At 69.9% G+C, this 15,755-nt stretch carries 14 protein-coding genes; 9 read left to right on the top strand and 5 right to left on the bottom strand.

The window, feature by feature from the left end; genetic code table 11:
- Window positions 1-153: 153 nt before the first annotated feature.
- Window positions 154-744, bottom strand: a complete 591-nt coding sequence (locus BXU09_RS07705; RefSeq protein WP_078301642.1) for a PAS domain S-box protein — start codon at window positions 742-744, stop codon at window positions 154-156.
- A gap of 142 nt (window positions 745-886) precedes the next feature.
- On the opposite strand from BXU09_RS07705, the gene dnaE reads away from it, so the two are divergent.
- Together dnaE and BXU09_RS07715 are read left to right on the top strand one after the other, a co-directional pair.
- Window positions 887-6,184, top strand: a complete 5,298-nt coding sequence (gene dnaE / locus BXU09_RS07710) for a DNA polymerase III subunit alpha (RefSeq protein WP_078301644.1) — start codon at window positions 887-889, stop codon at window positions 6,182-6,184.
- A 137-nt stretch (window positions 6,185-6,321) separates the two neighbouring features.
- Window positions 6,322-6,672, top strand: coding sequence for an endonuclease domain-containing protein (locus BXU09_RS07715; RefSeq protein WP_078301646.1), 351 nt, complete (start codon window positions 6,322-6,324; stop codon window positions 6,670-6,672).
- A 56-nt stretch (window positions 6,673-6,728) separates the two neighbouring features.
- Here BXU09_RS07715 and BXU09_RS07720 read toward each other — a convergent pair whose 3' ends face one another.
- The 3 genes from BXU09_RS07720 to BXU09_RS07730 all read right to left on the bottom strand — a co-directional run bounded on the left by BXU09_RS07720 (window position 6,729) and on the right by BXU09_RS07730 (window position 9,112).
- The gene (locus tag BXU09_RS07720; RefSeq protein WP_078301647.1) at window positions 6,729-7,805 is read right to left on the bottom strand and encodes a PilT/PilU family type 4a pilus ATPase; all 1,077 of its coding nucleotides are present in this window, start codon (window positions 7,803-7,805) and stop codon (window positions 6,729-6,731) included.
- A gap of 141 nt (window positions 7,806-7,946) precedes the next feature.
- On the bottom strand, window positions 7,947-8,510 hold the full coding sequence (locus BXU09_RS07725) for a DNA-binding protein (protein ID WP_078301649.1): 564 nt from the start codon (window positions 8,508-8,510) through the stop codon (window positions 7,947-7,949).
- Window positions 8,511-8,527: 17 nt separating this feature from the next.
- Window positions 8,528-9,112 (bottom strand): 5-formyltetrahydrofolate cyclo-ligase, encoded by a 585-nt coding sequence (locus tag BXU09_RS07730; protein WP_078301650.1) that lies wholly within the window; start codon window positions 9,110-9,112, stop codon window positions 8,528-8,530.
- 137 nt (window positions 9,113-9,249) lie between these two features.
- Here BXU09_RS07730 and BXU09_RS07735 point away from each other — a divergent pair, with 137 nt between their 5' ends.
- From BXU09_RS07735 to BXU09_RS07765, 7 genes are all read left to right on the top strand, one after another.
- Entirely contained in the window at window positions 9,250-10,191 is a 942-nt protein-coding gene (locus BXU09_RS07735) for a carbon-nitrogen hydrolase family protein (protein ID WP_078301652.1), read from the top strand.
- Window positions 10,188-10,703, top strand: coding sequence for a GNAT family N-acetyltransferase (locus BXU09_RS07740; RefSeq protein ID WP_078301654.1), 516 nt, complete (start codon window positions 10,188-10,190; stop codon window positions 10,701-10,703). The genes BXU09_RS07735 and BXU09_RS07740 overlap by 4 nt, the downstream gene beginning before the upstream one ends.
- 70 nt (window positions 10,704-10,773) lie before the next feature.
- Window positions 10,774-11,844 (top strand): S66 peptidase family protein, encoded by a 1,071-nt coding sequence (locus BXU09_RS07745; protein WP_078301655.1) that lies wholly within the window; start codon window positions 10,774-10,776, stop codon window positions 11,842-11,844.
- A 63-nt stretch (window positions 11,845-11,907) separates the two neighbouring features.
- Window positions 11,908-12,669 carry a metallophosphoesterase family protein gene (locus tag BXU09_RS07750; RefSeq protein WP_078304857.1) on the top strand — a complete coding sequence of 254 codons (762 nt, stop codon included), beginning with the start codon at window positions 11,908-11,910 and terminating at the stop codon, window positions 12,667-12,669.
- Entirely contained in the window at window positions 12,666-13,616 is a 951-nt protein-coding gene (locus tag BXU09_RS07755; protein WP_078301657.1) for a DNA polymerase III subunit delta', read from the top strand. The genes BXU09_RS07750 and BXU09_RS07755 overlap by 4 nt, the downstream gene beginning before the upstream one ends.
- Window positions 13,617-13,649: 33 nt before the next feature.
- On the top strand, window positions 13,650-14,291 hold the full coding sequence (locus BXU09_RS07760) for an MBL fold metallo-hydrolase (protein ID WP_078301659.1): 642 nt from the start codon (window positions 13,650-13,652) through the stop codon (window positions 14,289-14,291).
- Between the two features lie 31 nt (window positions 14,292-14,322).
- A complete protein-coding gene (locus BXU09_RS07765; protein WP_078301660.1) occupies window positions 14,323-14,997 on the top strand; it encodes a DUF2270 domain-containing protein in 675 nt (224 codons plus the stop codon).
- On the opposite strand, the gene BXU09_RS07770 is transcribed toward BXU09_RS07765, so the two are convergent.
- The gene (locus BXU09_RS07770) at window positions 14,976-15,737 is read right to left on the bottom strand and encodes a CDP-alcohol phosphatidyltransferase family protein (RefSeq protein WP_240501105.1); all 762 of its coding nucleotides are present in this window, start codon (window positions 15,735-15,737) and stop codon (window positions 14,976-14,978) included. The genes BXU09_RS07765 and BXU09_RS07770 overlap by 22 nt on opposite strands.
- Window positions 15,738-15,755 lie beyond the last annotated feature (18 nt).

Consider the following 15,755-nt stretch of genomic DNA (forward strand, 5'->3'; position numbering starts at 1 on the left):
ACAGTTTCGGAGTGTCAATAGAGTTGAGTGCAGTACGCTCAAGTTTAAGTGGTGATGCAACGCCCACCCTCCACCCGCCTCAGCATTCACACCACACCCACGCGCGACCGCCTGTACAGCAGGCCGCGCGGCCCTCGTTTACAGCCCCCGCGGTTACGGTTGCTCGGTCTCCAGTTGCCCCGTCTCCAGCTGCCCCACCGCGACCACCGCCGCCACGTTCCCCACGATCCGCCCGCCCTGCCAGCGCGGCGACCCCGAGATCACCACCGAGATCAGCGACCCGTCCGCCCGGCGCAGCCGCGTCATGTACGACGAACTCTCACCGCTCAGCCGCCGGGCGCGCGCCTGCCGCAGGCGCTCCTGATCCTCCGGCAGCGTCCACTCGAACGGCGAGCGGCCCACCACCTGCTCGGGCGTCAGGCCCAGCATCCGCGCGTACGCCGGGTTCACGTACACGAACCGCCCGTCCTCGTCCGACACGGTCAGCCCATGCTCGACCGTCTCCATGATCTGCCGCGCGAACCCCAGCTCCTGCGCGTACGACTCCTTCAACTCCCGGTGTCCGCGCAGCATCGCCACCAGACGCGGCGCCAGCCACGCGGCCACGCCCAGCGTGAGCAGCACCGGCAGCAGCAGCGCCCACACCACCGGGCGGGGCGCCAGCCACGCCAGCAGAAACGACTCCAGGGCCAGCAGTGCGAACAGTCCATACGCCCACCGCAATTCCAGCAGCCCCGGCCTCATACCTCAGCGTGAACGGCCAGACCTGTCAGGACTCTTACCCTGGACCCACCCGACGGCACGCGATCCGGCGGAAGCGGTTGCCGCCACCCGTCAAGTCCGGCCGTCACTGACAGGGCGCCCCACCCCACCCTAGACTCGGGCCATGACCGCCCCCGACGCCGCCCCCGCGCCTCACATTCACCTGCCGGACGGCTCCTGCTGCAAACCCAAGCGTTTCGCGCACCTGCACCAGCACACGCAGTACAGCCTGCTGGACGGCGCGGCGAAACTGAAGGACCTGCTCAAGTGGGCCAAGGAGGTCACGCCGGAAGGGCAGACCCCGGCGCTGGCGATGACGGACCACGGGAACATGCACGGCGCGGTGCATTTCTACAACTACGCGACCGGGATGGGCGTCAAGCCGATCATCGGGTACGAGGCGTACGTCGTGCCGGGCGAGGGCACCCGCCGCGACCGGACGCGCGGGCAGGACGGCGAGAAGGGCATCTTTCACCTGACGCTGCTGGCCCGTGATTTCGAGGGCTACCAGAACCTCTGCCGCCTGAGCAGCCGCGGGTACACCGAGGGGTACTACTACAAGCCCCGCATCGACCACGAACTGCTGCGCGAGCATCACGCGGGCGTGATCGCCATGTCCGGCTGCCTGGGCAGCGAGGTGCAGCAACTCCTCCTCCAGGGCCGCGAGGACGACGCCAAGAAGCGCCTGATGTGGTACCGCGAACTGTTCGGCGAGAACTACTTCATCGAGATTCAGGATCACGGGCTGCCCGAGCAGAAGAAGAACAACCCCATCCTGAAAGCCTGGGCGAACGAACTGGGCATCGGGATGGTCGCCACGAACGACGGTCACTACGTCAAGAAGACCGACGCGACTGCGCACGAGACGCTGCTGGCCATCCAGACGAAAGCCACCCTGGCCGACGAGAACCGCTTCAAGTTCCCCTGCGACGAGTTCTACGTCAAGAACCTCGAGGAGATGCAGGCCGCGCTGCCCGTGGGCGAGTGGGGCGAGGAAGTCTTCGACAATACCGCCCTGATCGCGGACCTGTGCAACGTGGAACTGCCGGTCGGCAAGAAACGCGTGTACCAGATGCCCGCCCTGCCCATCCCCGAGGGCCGCACCATGTCCGAGGAACTGCGCGTGCAGACGTACCGGGGCACCGTGAAACGCTACCCGGCGCACGCCACGGAAGGGCTGCTGCGTGATTACGCCGCCCGCAGCCTGACCGCGCTGGGGGGCGACGCCGCCCGCGTGCTGGCCCGCGCCGGGAACTGCAACCCGCAGACCTGCGACCTGGAAACGCTGTTCACGCTGCTGGCCTTCTGCGGCAGCGAGTGGGAAGCGCGCGGCAAGGCCGCCGGCGAGAAGTACACTCCCTACCCCGCACTGGAACTCATGGAAGCCGAAGCCGGGGAGGGCACGCTGCCCGCCTACGCGCACGAGGACTGCCGCCGCGCCCGCCAGAACAGCAGCGACACCAGCATCGAACTGACCCCCGACGAGCATGAGGAGAGTACGCGCGGCCACCACCAGCACGCGCTGGTGATCCTGCGCCGCGCCGAGTACGAACTGTCGGTCATCAACAACATGGGGTTCCCCGACTACTTCCTGATCGTCGCGGATTACATCAACTGGGCGAAGGATCAGGACATCAGCGTGGGGCCGGGGCGTGGATCGGGCGCAGGCTCGCTGGTCGCGTATGCCATGCGCATCACGAACCTCGATCCCCTGGAATTCGAGTTGCTGTTCGAGCGATTCCTGAACCCCGACCGTATCTCCATGCCGGACTTCGACATCGACTTCAACGACGCCCGCCGCGTCGAGGTCATCCAGTACGTGCAGGACAAGTACGGTGAGGACCGGGTCGCGCAGATCGCCACCTTCGGAACCATGGCGTCCAAGGCCTGCCTGAAGGACGTGGCGCGCGTCATGGGCCTCGAGTACGCCAAGGTCGACAAGGTCAGCAAGCTCATTCCCATCAAGTTCGGCAAGAGCTACAGCCTCGAACAGGCCCGCGAGAGCGTGCCCGACATCGCCCAGATGCTCAACGAGGACGCCCAGCTGCTCGAAGCGTACGAGTTCGCGCAGAAACTCGAGGGCCTCACCCGCCACGCCAGCGTCCACGCGGCCGGCGTGGTCATCGGCCGCGACAAACTCACGGACCTCGTGCCCGTCATGCGCGACACCAGCGGCGCGGGCATGGTCTGCCAGTACGACATGAAAGCCGTCGAGGACATCGGCCTGATCAAGATGGACTTCCTGGGCCTGCGCACCCTGTCGTTCCTCGACGAGGCGCGGCGCATCATGCGCGAATCCAAGAACGTCGACATCGACTTCGACGCCATCCCCTTCGACGACCGGATCACGTACGACCTGATGAGCCGGGGCGACACCAAGGGCGTCTTCCAGCTCGAAGGCGCCGGCATCGCCGACGCCTCCAGGCGCCTCAAACCCCGCCGACTGGCCGACATCATCGCCCTCTCGGCCCTGTACCGCCCCGGCCCGATGGAGAACATCCCCACCTACGTCCGCCGCCACCACGGCCTGGAAGAGGTGGATTACGTCCGGGACGGCTTCCCCACCAGCGCCCGGTACCTGGAGAAGATCCTGGCCGAAACGTACGGCATTCCCGTCTACCAGGAACAGATCATGCAGATCGCCAGCGAGGTCGCCGGCTTCTCCCTGGGCGGCGCCGACCTGCTGCGCCGCGCCATGGGCAAAAAAGACGCCGAGGAGATGAAACGCCAGCGGCAGATCTTCGTCGAGGGCGCCGAGAAGAACGGCGTGCCCAGAGACGAGGGCAACCGCCTGTTCGACCTGCTCGACGCGTTCGCCAACTACGGCTTCAACAAGTGCTTGACGGGCGACACGCGCGTACCCGTGGTGGGCGGAGAGCTGCGGCGCATCGACGACCTGTACCGCGAGGGCCGACCGGTGGAGCTTCCCAGCGTGAACGGCGCGTACCGGCTGGAACTGCGCCCCACCGGGCAGTTCTTCGACAACGGCGTGAAGCCCGTGTTCCGCGTGCAGACCGCCCTGGGCCGCGAACTGACGGCCACCGGCAACCACCCGCTGTTGACGCTCGACGGCTGGCGGAACGTGGAAGACCTGACGCCCGGCGACCGGATCGCCGCGCCCGCCCGTCTGCCGGAACTGGGCACGGAAGTCTGGCCCGAGTACCAGGCCGGGCTGCTGGGCTGGATTCTGGCTGAGGGCAACACCTGCCACCCGCACGGCGCGTATCTGTACTCGCAGAGCGAGGCGCAGGTGGCTGACATGGTCGCGCTGGCTTCAGCTTTCCCGAACACTCACCCCACCGTGAAGGTGCGCCCGGAACGCCAGAACGTGCACGACGTGTACCTGGGCAGCGGCGTCAGGGGAAGTGCGGGTGGCAAGTCGGGCGTGCGCCTGTGGCTCGAAGACCTGAACATGGTGGACGTGAACGCTGTGGACAAGGCCCTGCCTGCTGCGGCATTCCGACTGAACAATGCCTCGCTGGCCGTGCTGCTGGGCCGCTACTGGTCGGGCGACGGGTTCCTGTACGGCGTGGGCAACACCACTCCGTATGCCGCCACGTCCTCCCGCGCGCTCGCTGACGACTTGGCGCACGTGCTGCTGCGGCTGGGCATGGTCGGCAAGGTCACGCGCAAGCACTTCACGTACAGCCGCGGCGACGACGTGGGGGGGCGCACCGGGTACACCGTGCATCTGGTCGGGCGGCGCTCCATCGACCAGTTCCTAACCGTCATCGCGCCACACATCGTGGGCCGCGACGAGCAACTGGACGCCCTGCGCGCCTACTACGCCTTCACCCCACCCCACCGCGAGACCATCGACACCCTGCCGGCCAGCGTCAAGACCCGCGTGCAGGCCGCCAAGAACGCCAGCGGCCTGGGCTGGCGCGAGATCGAGGCCCGTACCGGCGTGTGCACCAAGGAGTTCTACGGCGCGCCCAAGGCCCACAAGAAAGGTTTCCGCCGCGCCACCATCCAGACCCTGGCTGACTTCTTCGAGGAACCCGCGCTGCAGGACGCATGCTCGGACGACCTGTACTGGGACACCATCACTGCCATCGACCCGGCAGGCGAGGCGCAGACCTACGATCTGGAAGTGCCCGGCACGCACAACTTCGTCGCGAACGACCTGATCGTGCACAACAGCCACAGCGCCGCGTACGGCGTGATCACGTACCAGACCGCGTGGCTCAAGGCGAACTACCCCGTCGAGTTCATGGCGGCCCTGCTGACCGTCGAACGCAAGGACAGCGACAAGGTCGCCGAGTACATCAGCGACGCCCGCAAGATGGACGTGCACGTCCTGCCGCCCGACATCAACCGCTCGGCCGCCGACTTCGCCGTGCAGGGCGAGGAAATCCTGTTCGGTCTGTACGCCATCAAGGGCCTGGGCGAGGGCGCCGTCCTGAAAATCCTGGAGGAACGCGAACGCGCCGGCCGCTACAAGAGCCTCGCGGACTTCTGCTCACGCCTGGGCAACAAGGTCTGCAACCGCAAGGCCCTTGAAAGCCTGATCAAGAGCGGCGCCTTCGACCAGTTCGGCGAACGCAACCAGCTCATGCACAGCCTCGAGGACGCCCTCGAAGACGCCGCCGGCACCGCCGACATCAATGCCAAAGCCCAGACCGGCATGAGCATGATGTTCGGCCTGGAAGAAGTCAAAAAGGAACGCCCGCTGCGCACCGGCATCCCCCCCTTCACCGACCTGGAACGCCTCAGCATCGAGAAAGACGCCCTGGGCCTGTACATCAGCGGCCACCCCCTCGAACAGCACGAAGGCCTGCGCGAGGCCGCCAGCTGCCGCATCTCCGACCTGGACACCTGGTTCCAGACGCAGAACGTCGCCCCCGGCAAACGCATCAAGGCCGTCCTGGCCGGCATGGTCGAGAGCGTCGTCAAGAAACCCACCAAGAGTGGCGGCATGATGGCCCGCTTCATCCTCGCCGACGAGAGCGGCCAGACCGAACTCGTCGCCTTCTCCCGCGCCTACGACCGCATCCAGGACAAACTCGTCAACGACACCCCCGCCCTCGTCATCGTCGAACTCGAATCCGAGGACGGCGGCCTGCGCGCCATCGCCGAGGAACTCGTCAGCATCGAACAACTCGCCGAAGTCCCCAAAGTCATGTACGTCACCATCGACCTCGAAACCGCCAGCCCCGACGCCATCGGCGAATTCCAGAGCGTCCTCGACGAACACGCCGGCAGCATGCCCACCTACCTCCGCCTGGAAACCCCCGAACAATTCGTGATCTACCAGCTCGACCACGGCATGGGCAGCCCTGAAGCCATCCGCGTCCTCAACCACACCTTCCCCTGGGCCGACGCCTACCTCGCCTACGACCAGCAGACCATCCTCGGCCGCTTCGCACCCAAACCCCCCGCCTGGATGAACAAACAGCAAGGCGGGGGCATGCGGGCGTAATTGCGGGCGACCCCTCCGCTTGCGGAGAACCCCTCAGTCAGCTTCGCTGACAGCTCCCCTCAAGGGGAGCCTTTTTCTTTCTGCCTCCCCTTGAGGGGAGGTGCCCCCGAAGGGGGCGGAGGGGTTAGCCTTGCGCCATGCGGGACACTTACACCAGAACACTTGTGCCGCGTGCGCGGGAGTTGCGGAACGCCCTGACGCCTGCTGAGCGCCGGTTGTGGTTCGATCTGCTGCGGTCGCATCCTGTGAAGTTCCGTCGGCAGGTGCCGCTGCTGGGATTCATTCTGGATTTCTACGCGCCGTCCGTGCGGTTGTGCGTCGAGCTGGACGGTCGCAGTCATGACGGCGCGGAGGCCCAGGCGTACGATGCCGAACGGTCGCGGGTGCTGGGTGGGGCGGGGATTCGGGTGGTGCGCTTCCAGAATGCGGAGGTCATGGGGAGCCTGCCGGGCGTAGCAGCGCTGATCGAATCGGCACTCCAGCGATAAAAAAGGCTCCCCTTTAAGGGGAGCTGTCAGCGAAGCTGACTGAGGGGTTTTCCCGTTCAGGCGTACTGGGCGCGCATCATCATGATCTTGAGTTCGTGGGGGCTGGTGGCGCTGGCCATGGCGTCTTCTTCGGTCATGAGGCCGCTGGCGACGAGGCTGGCGAGGTGCTGGTCGAAGGTGTGCATGCCGCGTGAGCCGCCTTCCTGGAGGGCCTGTTTGATTTCTTCGGTGCGTTCGGGGTCCTTGATGCATTCGCGGACGGTGGGGGTGCCGAGCAGGATTTCGAGGCCGAGGACGCGGCCGCCGGTGGCTTTGGGCAGCAGGCGCTGGCTGACGATACCGACGATGCTTTCCGAGAGGCCCTGGCGGATCTGGTCGCGTTCGTGGGGGGCGAAGAAGTCGATGATGCGGTTGACGGTGCGGATGGCGTCCTGGGTGTGCAGCGTGCTGAAGACGAGGTGTCCGGTCTGCGCGGCGGACAGGGCCGCCTCGACGGTTTCCTTGTCGCGCATTTCGCCGATGAGGATGACGTCGGGGTCCTGGCGCATGCTGGCGCGCAGGCCGTTGGCGAAGCTCATGGTGTCCATGCCGAGTTCGCGCTGGCTGATCAGGGCCATCTGGTCGCGGTGCAGGACTTCGATGGGGTCTTCGAGGGTGACGATGTTGACGGGCTGGGTGGCGTTGATGTGGTTGAGGAGGCTGGCGAGGGTGGTGGTCTTGCCGCTGCCGGTGGGGCCGGTGACGAGGACGAGGCCGCGTTCGTGCTGGGCGAGCGCTTCGAAGGTGTCGATGGGCAGGCCGAGTTGCGCGAAGGTGGGGATGGCCTTGTCTTCGATGACGCGCATGATCAGGCCGATGGTGCCGCGCTGGTAGTAGGCGTTGACGCGGAAGCGGGCGAGGTTGGGGATGCCGTACGCGAAGTCGGCTTCGCGTTTCTCGGTGAAGGCGTCCCACATGGCGGGGCTCATCATTTCGCGGGTGAAGGCTTCGACGTGTTCGGGGGCGAGTCGGGTGTCGCCGTAGCGTCTGATCACGCCGTTGACGCGGCCGGCGGGGGCGCTGCCGGTGCGCAGGTGGATGTCGCTGGCTCCTTCCTTGACGATGGCGGTCAGTACGCTGTTCAGGACACTCATGGTGCACTCAGGGTAGGAGGACGGGTCTTACAGTTTTAATGCAGAGGGGTTTTCCGGGTGGGGGGGCCGGTGGGGGTATGGGCGGGCGGGCAGGATCCGGCGCGTGTGCGCTGGTCGCTGCCCGCCTTCTTGTGGGTGGGTTTACTCGCCGCGCAGTTTGCGGCTTTCGAGGTCGGCGTGCTGCGTCAGGTAGCGCAGCCAGGCCTTGGTGGTCATGGGGCCGAGGCTGTTGTGCGCGATGGTCAGGGTGTCGTCGGGGGGGTTGTGGCCCAGGCGGCGGGTCAGGTCGACGGTGCCGGCGCGGGTGGTGGTGATCAGCGCCTGCAGGTCTTTCAGGGTGGTGTCCTGCGGGGGGCGGTAGGGGTGGTACGTGTCGGTCTGGTCGGGGGACGAGCCGAGGGCGGCGCTGAGGCGCTGCTGGCCCCAGCGTTCGATGCCGATGATGTGTGAGAGCAGGTCGCGGTTGGCGTGCGTGTCGGCGGCGCGGGCGGCCCGGCCGGTCAGGAGCGTCCCGGCCCGTTCGAGGCTCTGGCCGAGGTCGCTGTAGCTGCTGCGGCCGGCGGGGCGTTCCAGCACGCGGTTCACGACGAGTTCCGTGACTTCTTTCTTGCGGGTGCGGGCCACGTAGGCGGCACCGGCGGCCACGCCGACCGTGGCGACCGTGACGAGGGCGGGCACGTAGGTGGGGGTGGTCTTCTTGCTCATGCCGCATGGTACGCGTTTCAGGGCCGGTTCGTTCCGCCCGGCAGGTGCGCCGGGGGCGTGATGACCCGGTCGGGCGTGCCGATCAGGGCCACGTGCGAGTCGGCAGGGCAGGGCAGGGTGAGCCGCAGCATCAGCGGGTGCGCCAGCGTGAATTCGGGTAGGTCCAGGTGCAGGCCGCGCGCGCCCCAGCCGAAGCCCTTCCCGAGCCGCGCGCCGTGATGGTCGGCGGCGACGCAGGCGATCACGGCGGCCTGCGCGCCCGCCGGGGTGGGGGTCGCCTCGCCGTGCGCGCTCAGGGAGCTGAGTTTCGCGCCGGCCGGGTCGGTCACGCGCCAGTACCAGCCTTCCTTCTTCTGGTGCGGCACGAACAGCGTCTTTCCGGCCTTCAGCGCCTGTTGCCGCAGGGGCAGCAGCGCCCGTTCCGGCCCGACGATCAGGGTGTGCAGGGCCGCCACGTCCGGGTGAGAGAGCAGTTGCGCGGCGGCCTTCCTCGCGTGCGTGAAGTTCGGGCAGTGCCCGTGCGGCGGCAGCGGGTACGCGCAGGCGCGGCGGGCCAGCAGGTCGTCCCACACCTGTTCGCGCAGCGCCCCGGCGGTGGTCATGCCTGCACGCTAGCAGAGGGGGAGAGCGGAGAGCAGATGGCAGATGGCGGATGGCGGATGGTGGATGGGGTGCGGCCTCCTGCCGATAGGTCATCTGGCGGCGGTGCGCGTGCGGTGGGGCGGGTACACTCGGGCGCATGACAGGGCATGTGGGCAGCGTGGAGCGGGTGCGGGTGGCGGCGGCGGCGTACCCGGTGGACTTCCTGGCGGACTGGGCGGCCTTCGAGGCCAAGCTGACGCGCTGGGTGGCGGACGCGGCGGGCCAGGGCGCGGAGCTGCTGGTATTCCCGGAGTACGCGCCGCTGGAACTGGTCAGCCTGCTGCCCGCCGGGCTGCACCACGACGTGATCGGGATGCGCCCGGCGCTTCAGGCCTTCGTGCCGGAGTTCGTGGCGCTGCACGCGCGGCTGGCCCGCGAGTACGGCGTGGGCATCGTGGCCGGCAGTTACCCGGTCGCGCACGCGGGGGCGTTCGTGAACCGGGCGTTCGTGTTCGGCCCGGACGGCACGCAGGGCCATCAGGACAAGCTGCTGATGACCCGCTTCGAGGCCGAGGAGTGGCACGTCGCGCCGGGCGAGGGCGTGCAGGTGTTCGACCTGCCGCTGCCCGGCGGCACGCTGCGCTTCGGCGTGGCGATCTGCTACGACAGCGAGTTTCCGGGACTGGCCCGCGCGCAGGCCGAGGCGGGCGCGGAACTGCTGGTCGTGCCTTCCTTCACGGGCAGCCGCGCCGGGTTCACGCGCGTGCGGGTAGGCAGTATGGCCCGCGCGCTGGAAAACCAGCTGTACGCGCTGCACGCCCCGCTGATCGCGGACGCCCCCTGGACGTACGCGGTCGAGGACGCGCACGGCGCGGCGGGCGTGTACGCCCCGTCCGACAACGGGCTGCCCGAGGACGGCGTGGTGGCGCAGCTCGGCTGGAACGAACCGGGCTGGCTGGTCACGGACCTGGACCTGACCCTGACCCGCCACGTCCGCGCGGACGGGCACGTCCTGAACTGGCGGGACCGGCACGTCGGCGTGAGCCGCGCCGTGCCCGCCGGGGTCGTCACGCTGGGCGGAACGCCGGAACCCGCGTGACCGTCACGGTCCGCCGCCTGACGCCCGCCGACGCGCCCGCGTACCGGGCCGCGCGACTGGCGGCGTTGCAGGCCGACCCGGCCGCCTTCCTGACAAACGCTGCCGAGTTCGCCGCGCTGGGCGACGAGGCGCTGGCCGCCCGCCTCGCGCCGGACGCGCCGGGTGTCACGCTGGGCGCGTTCCTGCACACTGACCTCGTGGGGCTGCTGACCCTGGTGCGTGAGGCGGCCCCACCCCTGGCGCACCGCGTGAACGTGTACGGCGTATCCGTCGCCCCGCCCGCGCGTGGTCAGGGCGTCGGCGCGGCACTCGTGCAGGCCGGAGTGGAACTGGCCCGCTCGTGGGCGGGCGTCACCTCGCTGCACCTCGCGGTGATGGACTCGCAGCCCGCCGCCCTCCGCCTGTACGAACGCGCCGGGTTCCGGGTGTGGGGCACCCAGCCGGATGCGGTGCGCCGGGACGGGCGCGTGTATACCGAGCACTGGCTGAGCCTCGACCTGACCGCGCCCTGAGCCTTTCACCGGCGGCCACTACGCCAGTCGGCGCAGGCAGCCCGCGCGTCCCGGCGGTAGGCTGCCCGGCATGACCGTTCCCGATCCGGCGTCCCTGGTGCCTCTCTCCGTTCAGCGCGGGTTCGTGCGTCCGTCGCGCCTGGGGCCGGGGTCGCGGGTGGCGGCGCTGAGCCTGTCGAGCGGTTTTGTCACGGAGGTCATGAACCGCTACCGCGCCGGGGTGGGTCAGGTCACGCGTGAATTCGGGTGGGAGGTCGTGGCCGCCCCGAACGCCCTGCGCGGCCCGGAGTTCCTGGCGGACAACCCGCAGGCCCGCGCGGACGACCTGCACTGGGCGCTTCAGTCGCCGGACATAGACGGCATGGTCAGCATCATCGGCGGGGACGACAGCGTGCGCCTGCTGCCGCACCTGCGCCCGGACCTGATCCGCGCGCACCCGAAGGCATTCCTGGGCTTCAGCGACTCCACCGTGACCCTCACGCAGTTCCTGCGGGCGGGCGTCATGGCGTACCACGGCCCGGCCCTCCTGACCGACCTGGCCGAGAACGGCGGGATGCACCCCTTCACGGTGCAGGGGCTGCGGCGCGCACTGGTGGACCCGCCCGCGCCCTTCGATCTGGAGGCCGCCCCCGAGTGGACGCAGGGCGGCCCCGACTGGGCCGACGAGGCCGCGCAGGAAGTCCCGCGCACCTTCCGCCCCGGCGACGGCTGGGTGTGGCTCCAGGGTGAGGCGCCCGCGCAGGGGCACCTGCTGGGCGGCTGCCTGGAGGTGCTGGACATGCTGAACGGCACGCCCGGCTGGCCGGAACCGGCCCTGTGGCGCGGCGCGGTCCTGGCACTGGAAACCAGCAACGACGTGCCGCCCCCGCATCAGGTGGGGTACTGGCTGCGCAACTACGCCGCGCAGGGCATCCTGGCGGGCGCCGCCGGGCTGATCCTGGCCCGCCCCCGCACCTACACGCCCGCGATGGTCGAGGACCTGCACGGCTGGGTGCGCCGCGTGCTGAATGAAACGGGCCGCGCGGACATGCCGGTCGTGGCGAACGTGGATTTCGGGCACACCAGCCCGCAACTCACGCTGCCGTTGGGCGCACCGGCCCGGCTGGACCCGCAGGCGGGCCGCGTGACCGTCTGGCCCTGACGGGTGCCCCGCCGGGTGCCGGGCGGGGGTTTCACACGTTCCCCGGGCAGGGGCCGCGCTATCATCGGCGGCGTGCGGCTCCTGCTGCTGTCTGACATTCACGCGAACCACACCGCCCTCCAGGCGGTCCTGAACGACGCCGAGAAACGCCGGTACGATCAGGTCATCCACCTTGGCGACGCGCTCGGCTACGGCCCGCACCCCCGCGAGGTTCTCGACGCGCTGCGCGAACTGGACGCCGTGTGCGTCCTGGGCAACCACGACGACATGCTGCTGCAGTACGCCGACGGCCGCCGCGAGACGAAAGACTCGATCGTGTCCATGGCGCTGATGTGGCAACTCTCGCGCCTGTCCGAGCGGGACGTGGCCTGGGTGCGCCTGTGGCGCGACGGGATCGACGACCCGCACGTCGGCGCGCGTTACCGGCACGGCACGCCCGTCAGCCTGGACGACTACACCGATTCCGTGCCCGCCGCCCGCGAGGCCTTCGGGCACTGGCAGGGCCGCCTGGGCTTCGTGGGGCACACGCACGTCCCGGCGGTGTACGCCACGCTGAACTCGCCGGTGGGGGACTGGATCAAGGCGCAGCACTTCACGGACGGCGGCAGTTACATGGTGCCGCCCAGCACCCGCGTGATCCTGAATCCGGGCAGCGTGGGGCAGCCGCGCGACGGGAACCCCCAGGCCAGCTACGCGGTGTTCGACACGACCCGCGCGCACTTCGAGGTCTTCCGCGTGCCCTACGACATCGAACGCGCGCAGGAGGCGGCGCTGGAGGCGGGGCTGCCGCAGGTGCTCGCCGCGCGCCTCGCCATCGGCAAGTGACGGCCCCGACGCTGGCGGGCGCGGCCGACCTGCACGGCCCGCTGCTCGAGCAGACCGGCGCGTTCCAGGGCAACGCCCTGCTGCTGACCGGCCCGGCCCGCGTGGGCAAACTGGACGTCGCCTGGGCCGTCGCGGCGCAGCACAACTGCTCGGGCAGCCGCGGCCCCTACGGCGAGGCCTGCGGCACCTGCCCGTCCTGCCGCGCCCTGGCCGCCGGGGGGCACCCGGACGTGCTGCTGGTCGAGCCGCGCGCCACGACCACCACCGGCAAGACCGCGCGGCGCAAACTGATTCCCATCGGCGCGGTCCTGTCGGGGCGCGACAAGGCCCGCGAGTACGAGACGCACGTCTTCGAGTTCCTGGAGGTGCGGCCCACCTTCGCGCGGCGCGTGGTGATCGTCGCCGGCGCCGAGTACCTGGGCGCGGAGGCCGCGAACGCCCTGCTGAAACTGGTCGAGGAACCCCCGCACCGCGCGCTGTTCGTCTTCCTGGCCGAGGACCGCCGCTCGGTCCTGCCGACCATCGTGAGCCGCAGCGCCCGCCTGAGCGTCACGCCCGCCCCGGACCGCGCGCTGCAGCGGGCACTGGAGCGCGCCGGTCACGCCCCGGACCCGGACCTGATCGCGTTCGCCGCCGGGCGCGCCGGGGTGCTGGGCGACCCCGCCAAGGTCAGCGCCGCGCTGGGGGACGCCCGCGACCTCACGGACGCGCTGGGCGAGGGCCTGCTGGCCGCGTTGCAGGCGGCCGAGGCGCTCGAGAAACGCTTCGATCCCGGCTGGCACCCGGAGGCGCTGCGTTTCGTGTGGCGCACCCTGCCGCCGCACCAGCGCGCCCGCGCGGACAGCGCCCTGAGCGCCCTGCAGGAGGCGCTCGAAGCGTACGCCAGCCCCAGCCTGAGCTTCCAGGTGTTCGCGCTGGCGCTGCGCGACGCGCTCGGGCACGCCTGACGGCCGCCCCGGCCGGGCGGTAGACTCCGGGGCATGACTGCTCCCTTCACGCACGGCCCGCTGCGCGTCTGGTCGCTGCCCACCGGCCCCATCCAGGAGAACGCCGTGCTGATCGCGGGCGAGCAGGACCAGGGCTTCCTGATCGATCCGGGCGACGACGCCGCCCGCATTGCCGCGCTCGTCGCCGGGAGCGGCGTGACCGTCACGGGCATCCTGCTGACGCACGCGCACTTCGATCACATCGGGGCGGTGCAGCCGCTGCGCGAGCAGCTGGGCGTGCCGGTGTGGCTGCACCCGGACGACCGGGAGCTGTACGCGCTGGGCGCGCAGAGTGCCGCCCGCTGGAACCTGCCGTTCACGCAGCCCGCCCCGCCAGACCACGACATCGCCGGCGGGCAGACCTTCACGGCGGGCGACCTGACCCTCACGGCGCGGCACCTGCCGGGGCACGCGCCGGGGCACGTGGTGTTCGTGGCGCCCGGCGTGGTGATCGCCGGGGACACCCTGTTCCAGGGCGGGATCGGGCGCACCGACCTGCCCGGCGGGAACCATCCGCAGCTGCTGGCCGGGATCCGCACGCAGCTGCTGACCCTCCCGGACGACACGGCCGTGTACCCCGGTCACGGCCCCCGCACCAGCGTCGGGCACGAGCGGCGCAGCAACCCCTTCCTGTGATGGCGGCCCGCCCGTCACCGGGGGGTCGCTGATGCCCGGCAGTGGCGGCGGTCCCGGCGCGGCCGTCACGGCGGGCCTGACGGACGTGAGTTACAGCACGAACGCGGCGAACGCCCTGATTCACCTGTACCGCGCCGAGGTCGGCAAGATGACCGCCTACCGCCAGCGGCTGGACATGACCACCAACTGGTCGGTCGTCACGACCGCCGGTCTGGCGTCGTTCGCGCTGGGGGACGCCACGAACAGCCATGCGACGTTCCTGTTCGCCATGTTCATGAACTACTTCTTCCTGCGCCTCGAGGCGCGGCGGTTCCGGACCTTCGAGATCGCGCACCACCGCGTGCGGATCATGGAGCGGTTCTTCTACCCGGCCATGCTGGGCGACCGCGTGGACCCCGGCTGGCACCAGCTGCTGCTGGCCGAACTGAGCAAACCGCGCAGCCCCATGACCCGCGCCGATGCGCTCGGCTGGCGCCTGAACCGCAACTACCTGTGGATCTACACGGCCGTGCTGGTGGCGTGGCTGGCGAAACTGGACCTCGCGCAGCCCAAGGGATGGGTGCTGGAATTCCCGGCGGCGTTCTCGTTGGCCGATATCGGGAACTTTCCCGGCTGGCTGGTCTTCCTGATGGTGGGCGGCTTCTACGCCTACCTGATCTGGCTGGCGGCCCGCGCCGCCCGCACCTACCCCCTGGAGGAAGGCTGAGCGGCGTCCCCGCCTGACCCGGTATCGCCTGACCGGGTGGCCCGCGACTGGCGCACCCGGTCCTCGCGCCACAACTGCACGCCCGCCAGCAGCAGCGCCTGCACCGGCAGGCTGCGGGTGTACAGGCGCGGTCGCCCGGCCAGCACGCACGCCCCCAGCAGCAGCAGTTGCGTGGACAGCCCCAGGTTGGCAGTCACGACGTTCGCGGCGCGTGGCGTGTACGCGACCCGGTCGGCGGGCGTCGGTGCCCCGCCCGTCAGGCGCGCGAGACGCCGCTCGAACAGCGCCCCCAGCGTCCGTTCCTGCGGCGCGAAGTAGGCGGCATACACCCCCTTCAGGGCCGCCAGCACATGGGGGTTGTCCCCGGCCTGCGCGGGCGGGTCACGGAACACCTCGCCGCGCGCCTCACGGAACTCGCGTTCCCACAGGTAATCCACGGTCATGATAAGGCTCTGCAGCAGCGTGGCCGGCACGCCCGCCGCGCCGCTGACCGCCACGTTCAGCGCCAGATCCACGACCAGGTCCATCTCGGTGTCCAGGTAGCGGCCGGTCTCGGTGGTGCGGCCGGTCGCGCGGGCCAGCTGGCCGTCCAGTCCGTCCAGCACGGTCTTGACCTGCAGCAGCACGGCGGGCCGCAGGCGCTCGCCCCGGTGAATCAGCAGCGCGGCGTACAGGCCCAGCGCCGTGTGCAGCAGCACCACGTGTGCCGGGTCCACGTTCAGGCGGGCCAGCGGGTCCACCAGTCGCTGCGCGGCCGG

Origin of the sequence: Deinococcus sp. LM3, from assembly GCF_002017875.1 — a bacterium.
Taxonomy (GTDB): domain Bacteria; phylum Deinococcota; class Deinococci; order Deinococcales; family Deinococcaceae; genus Deinococcus.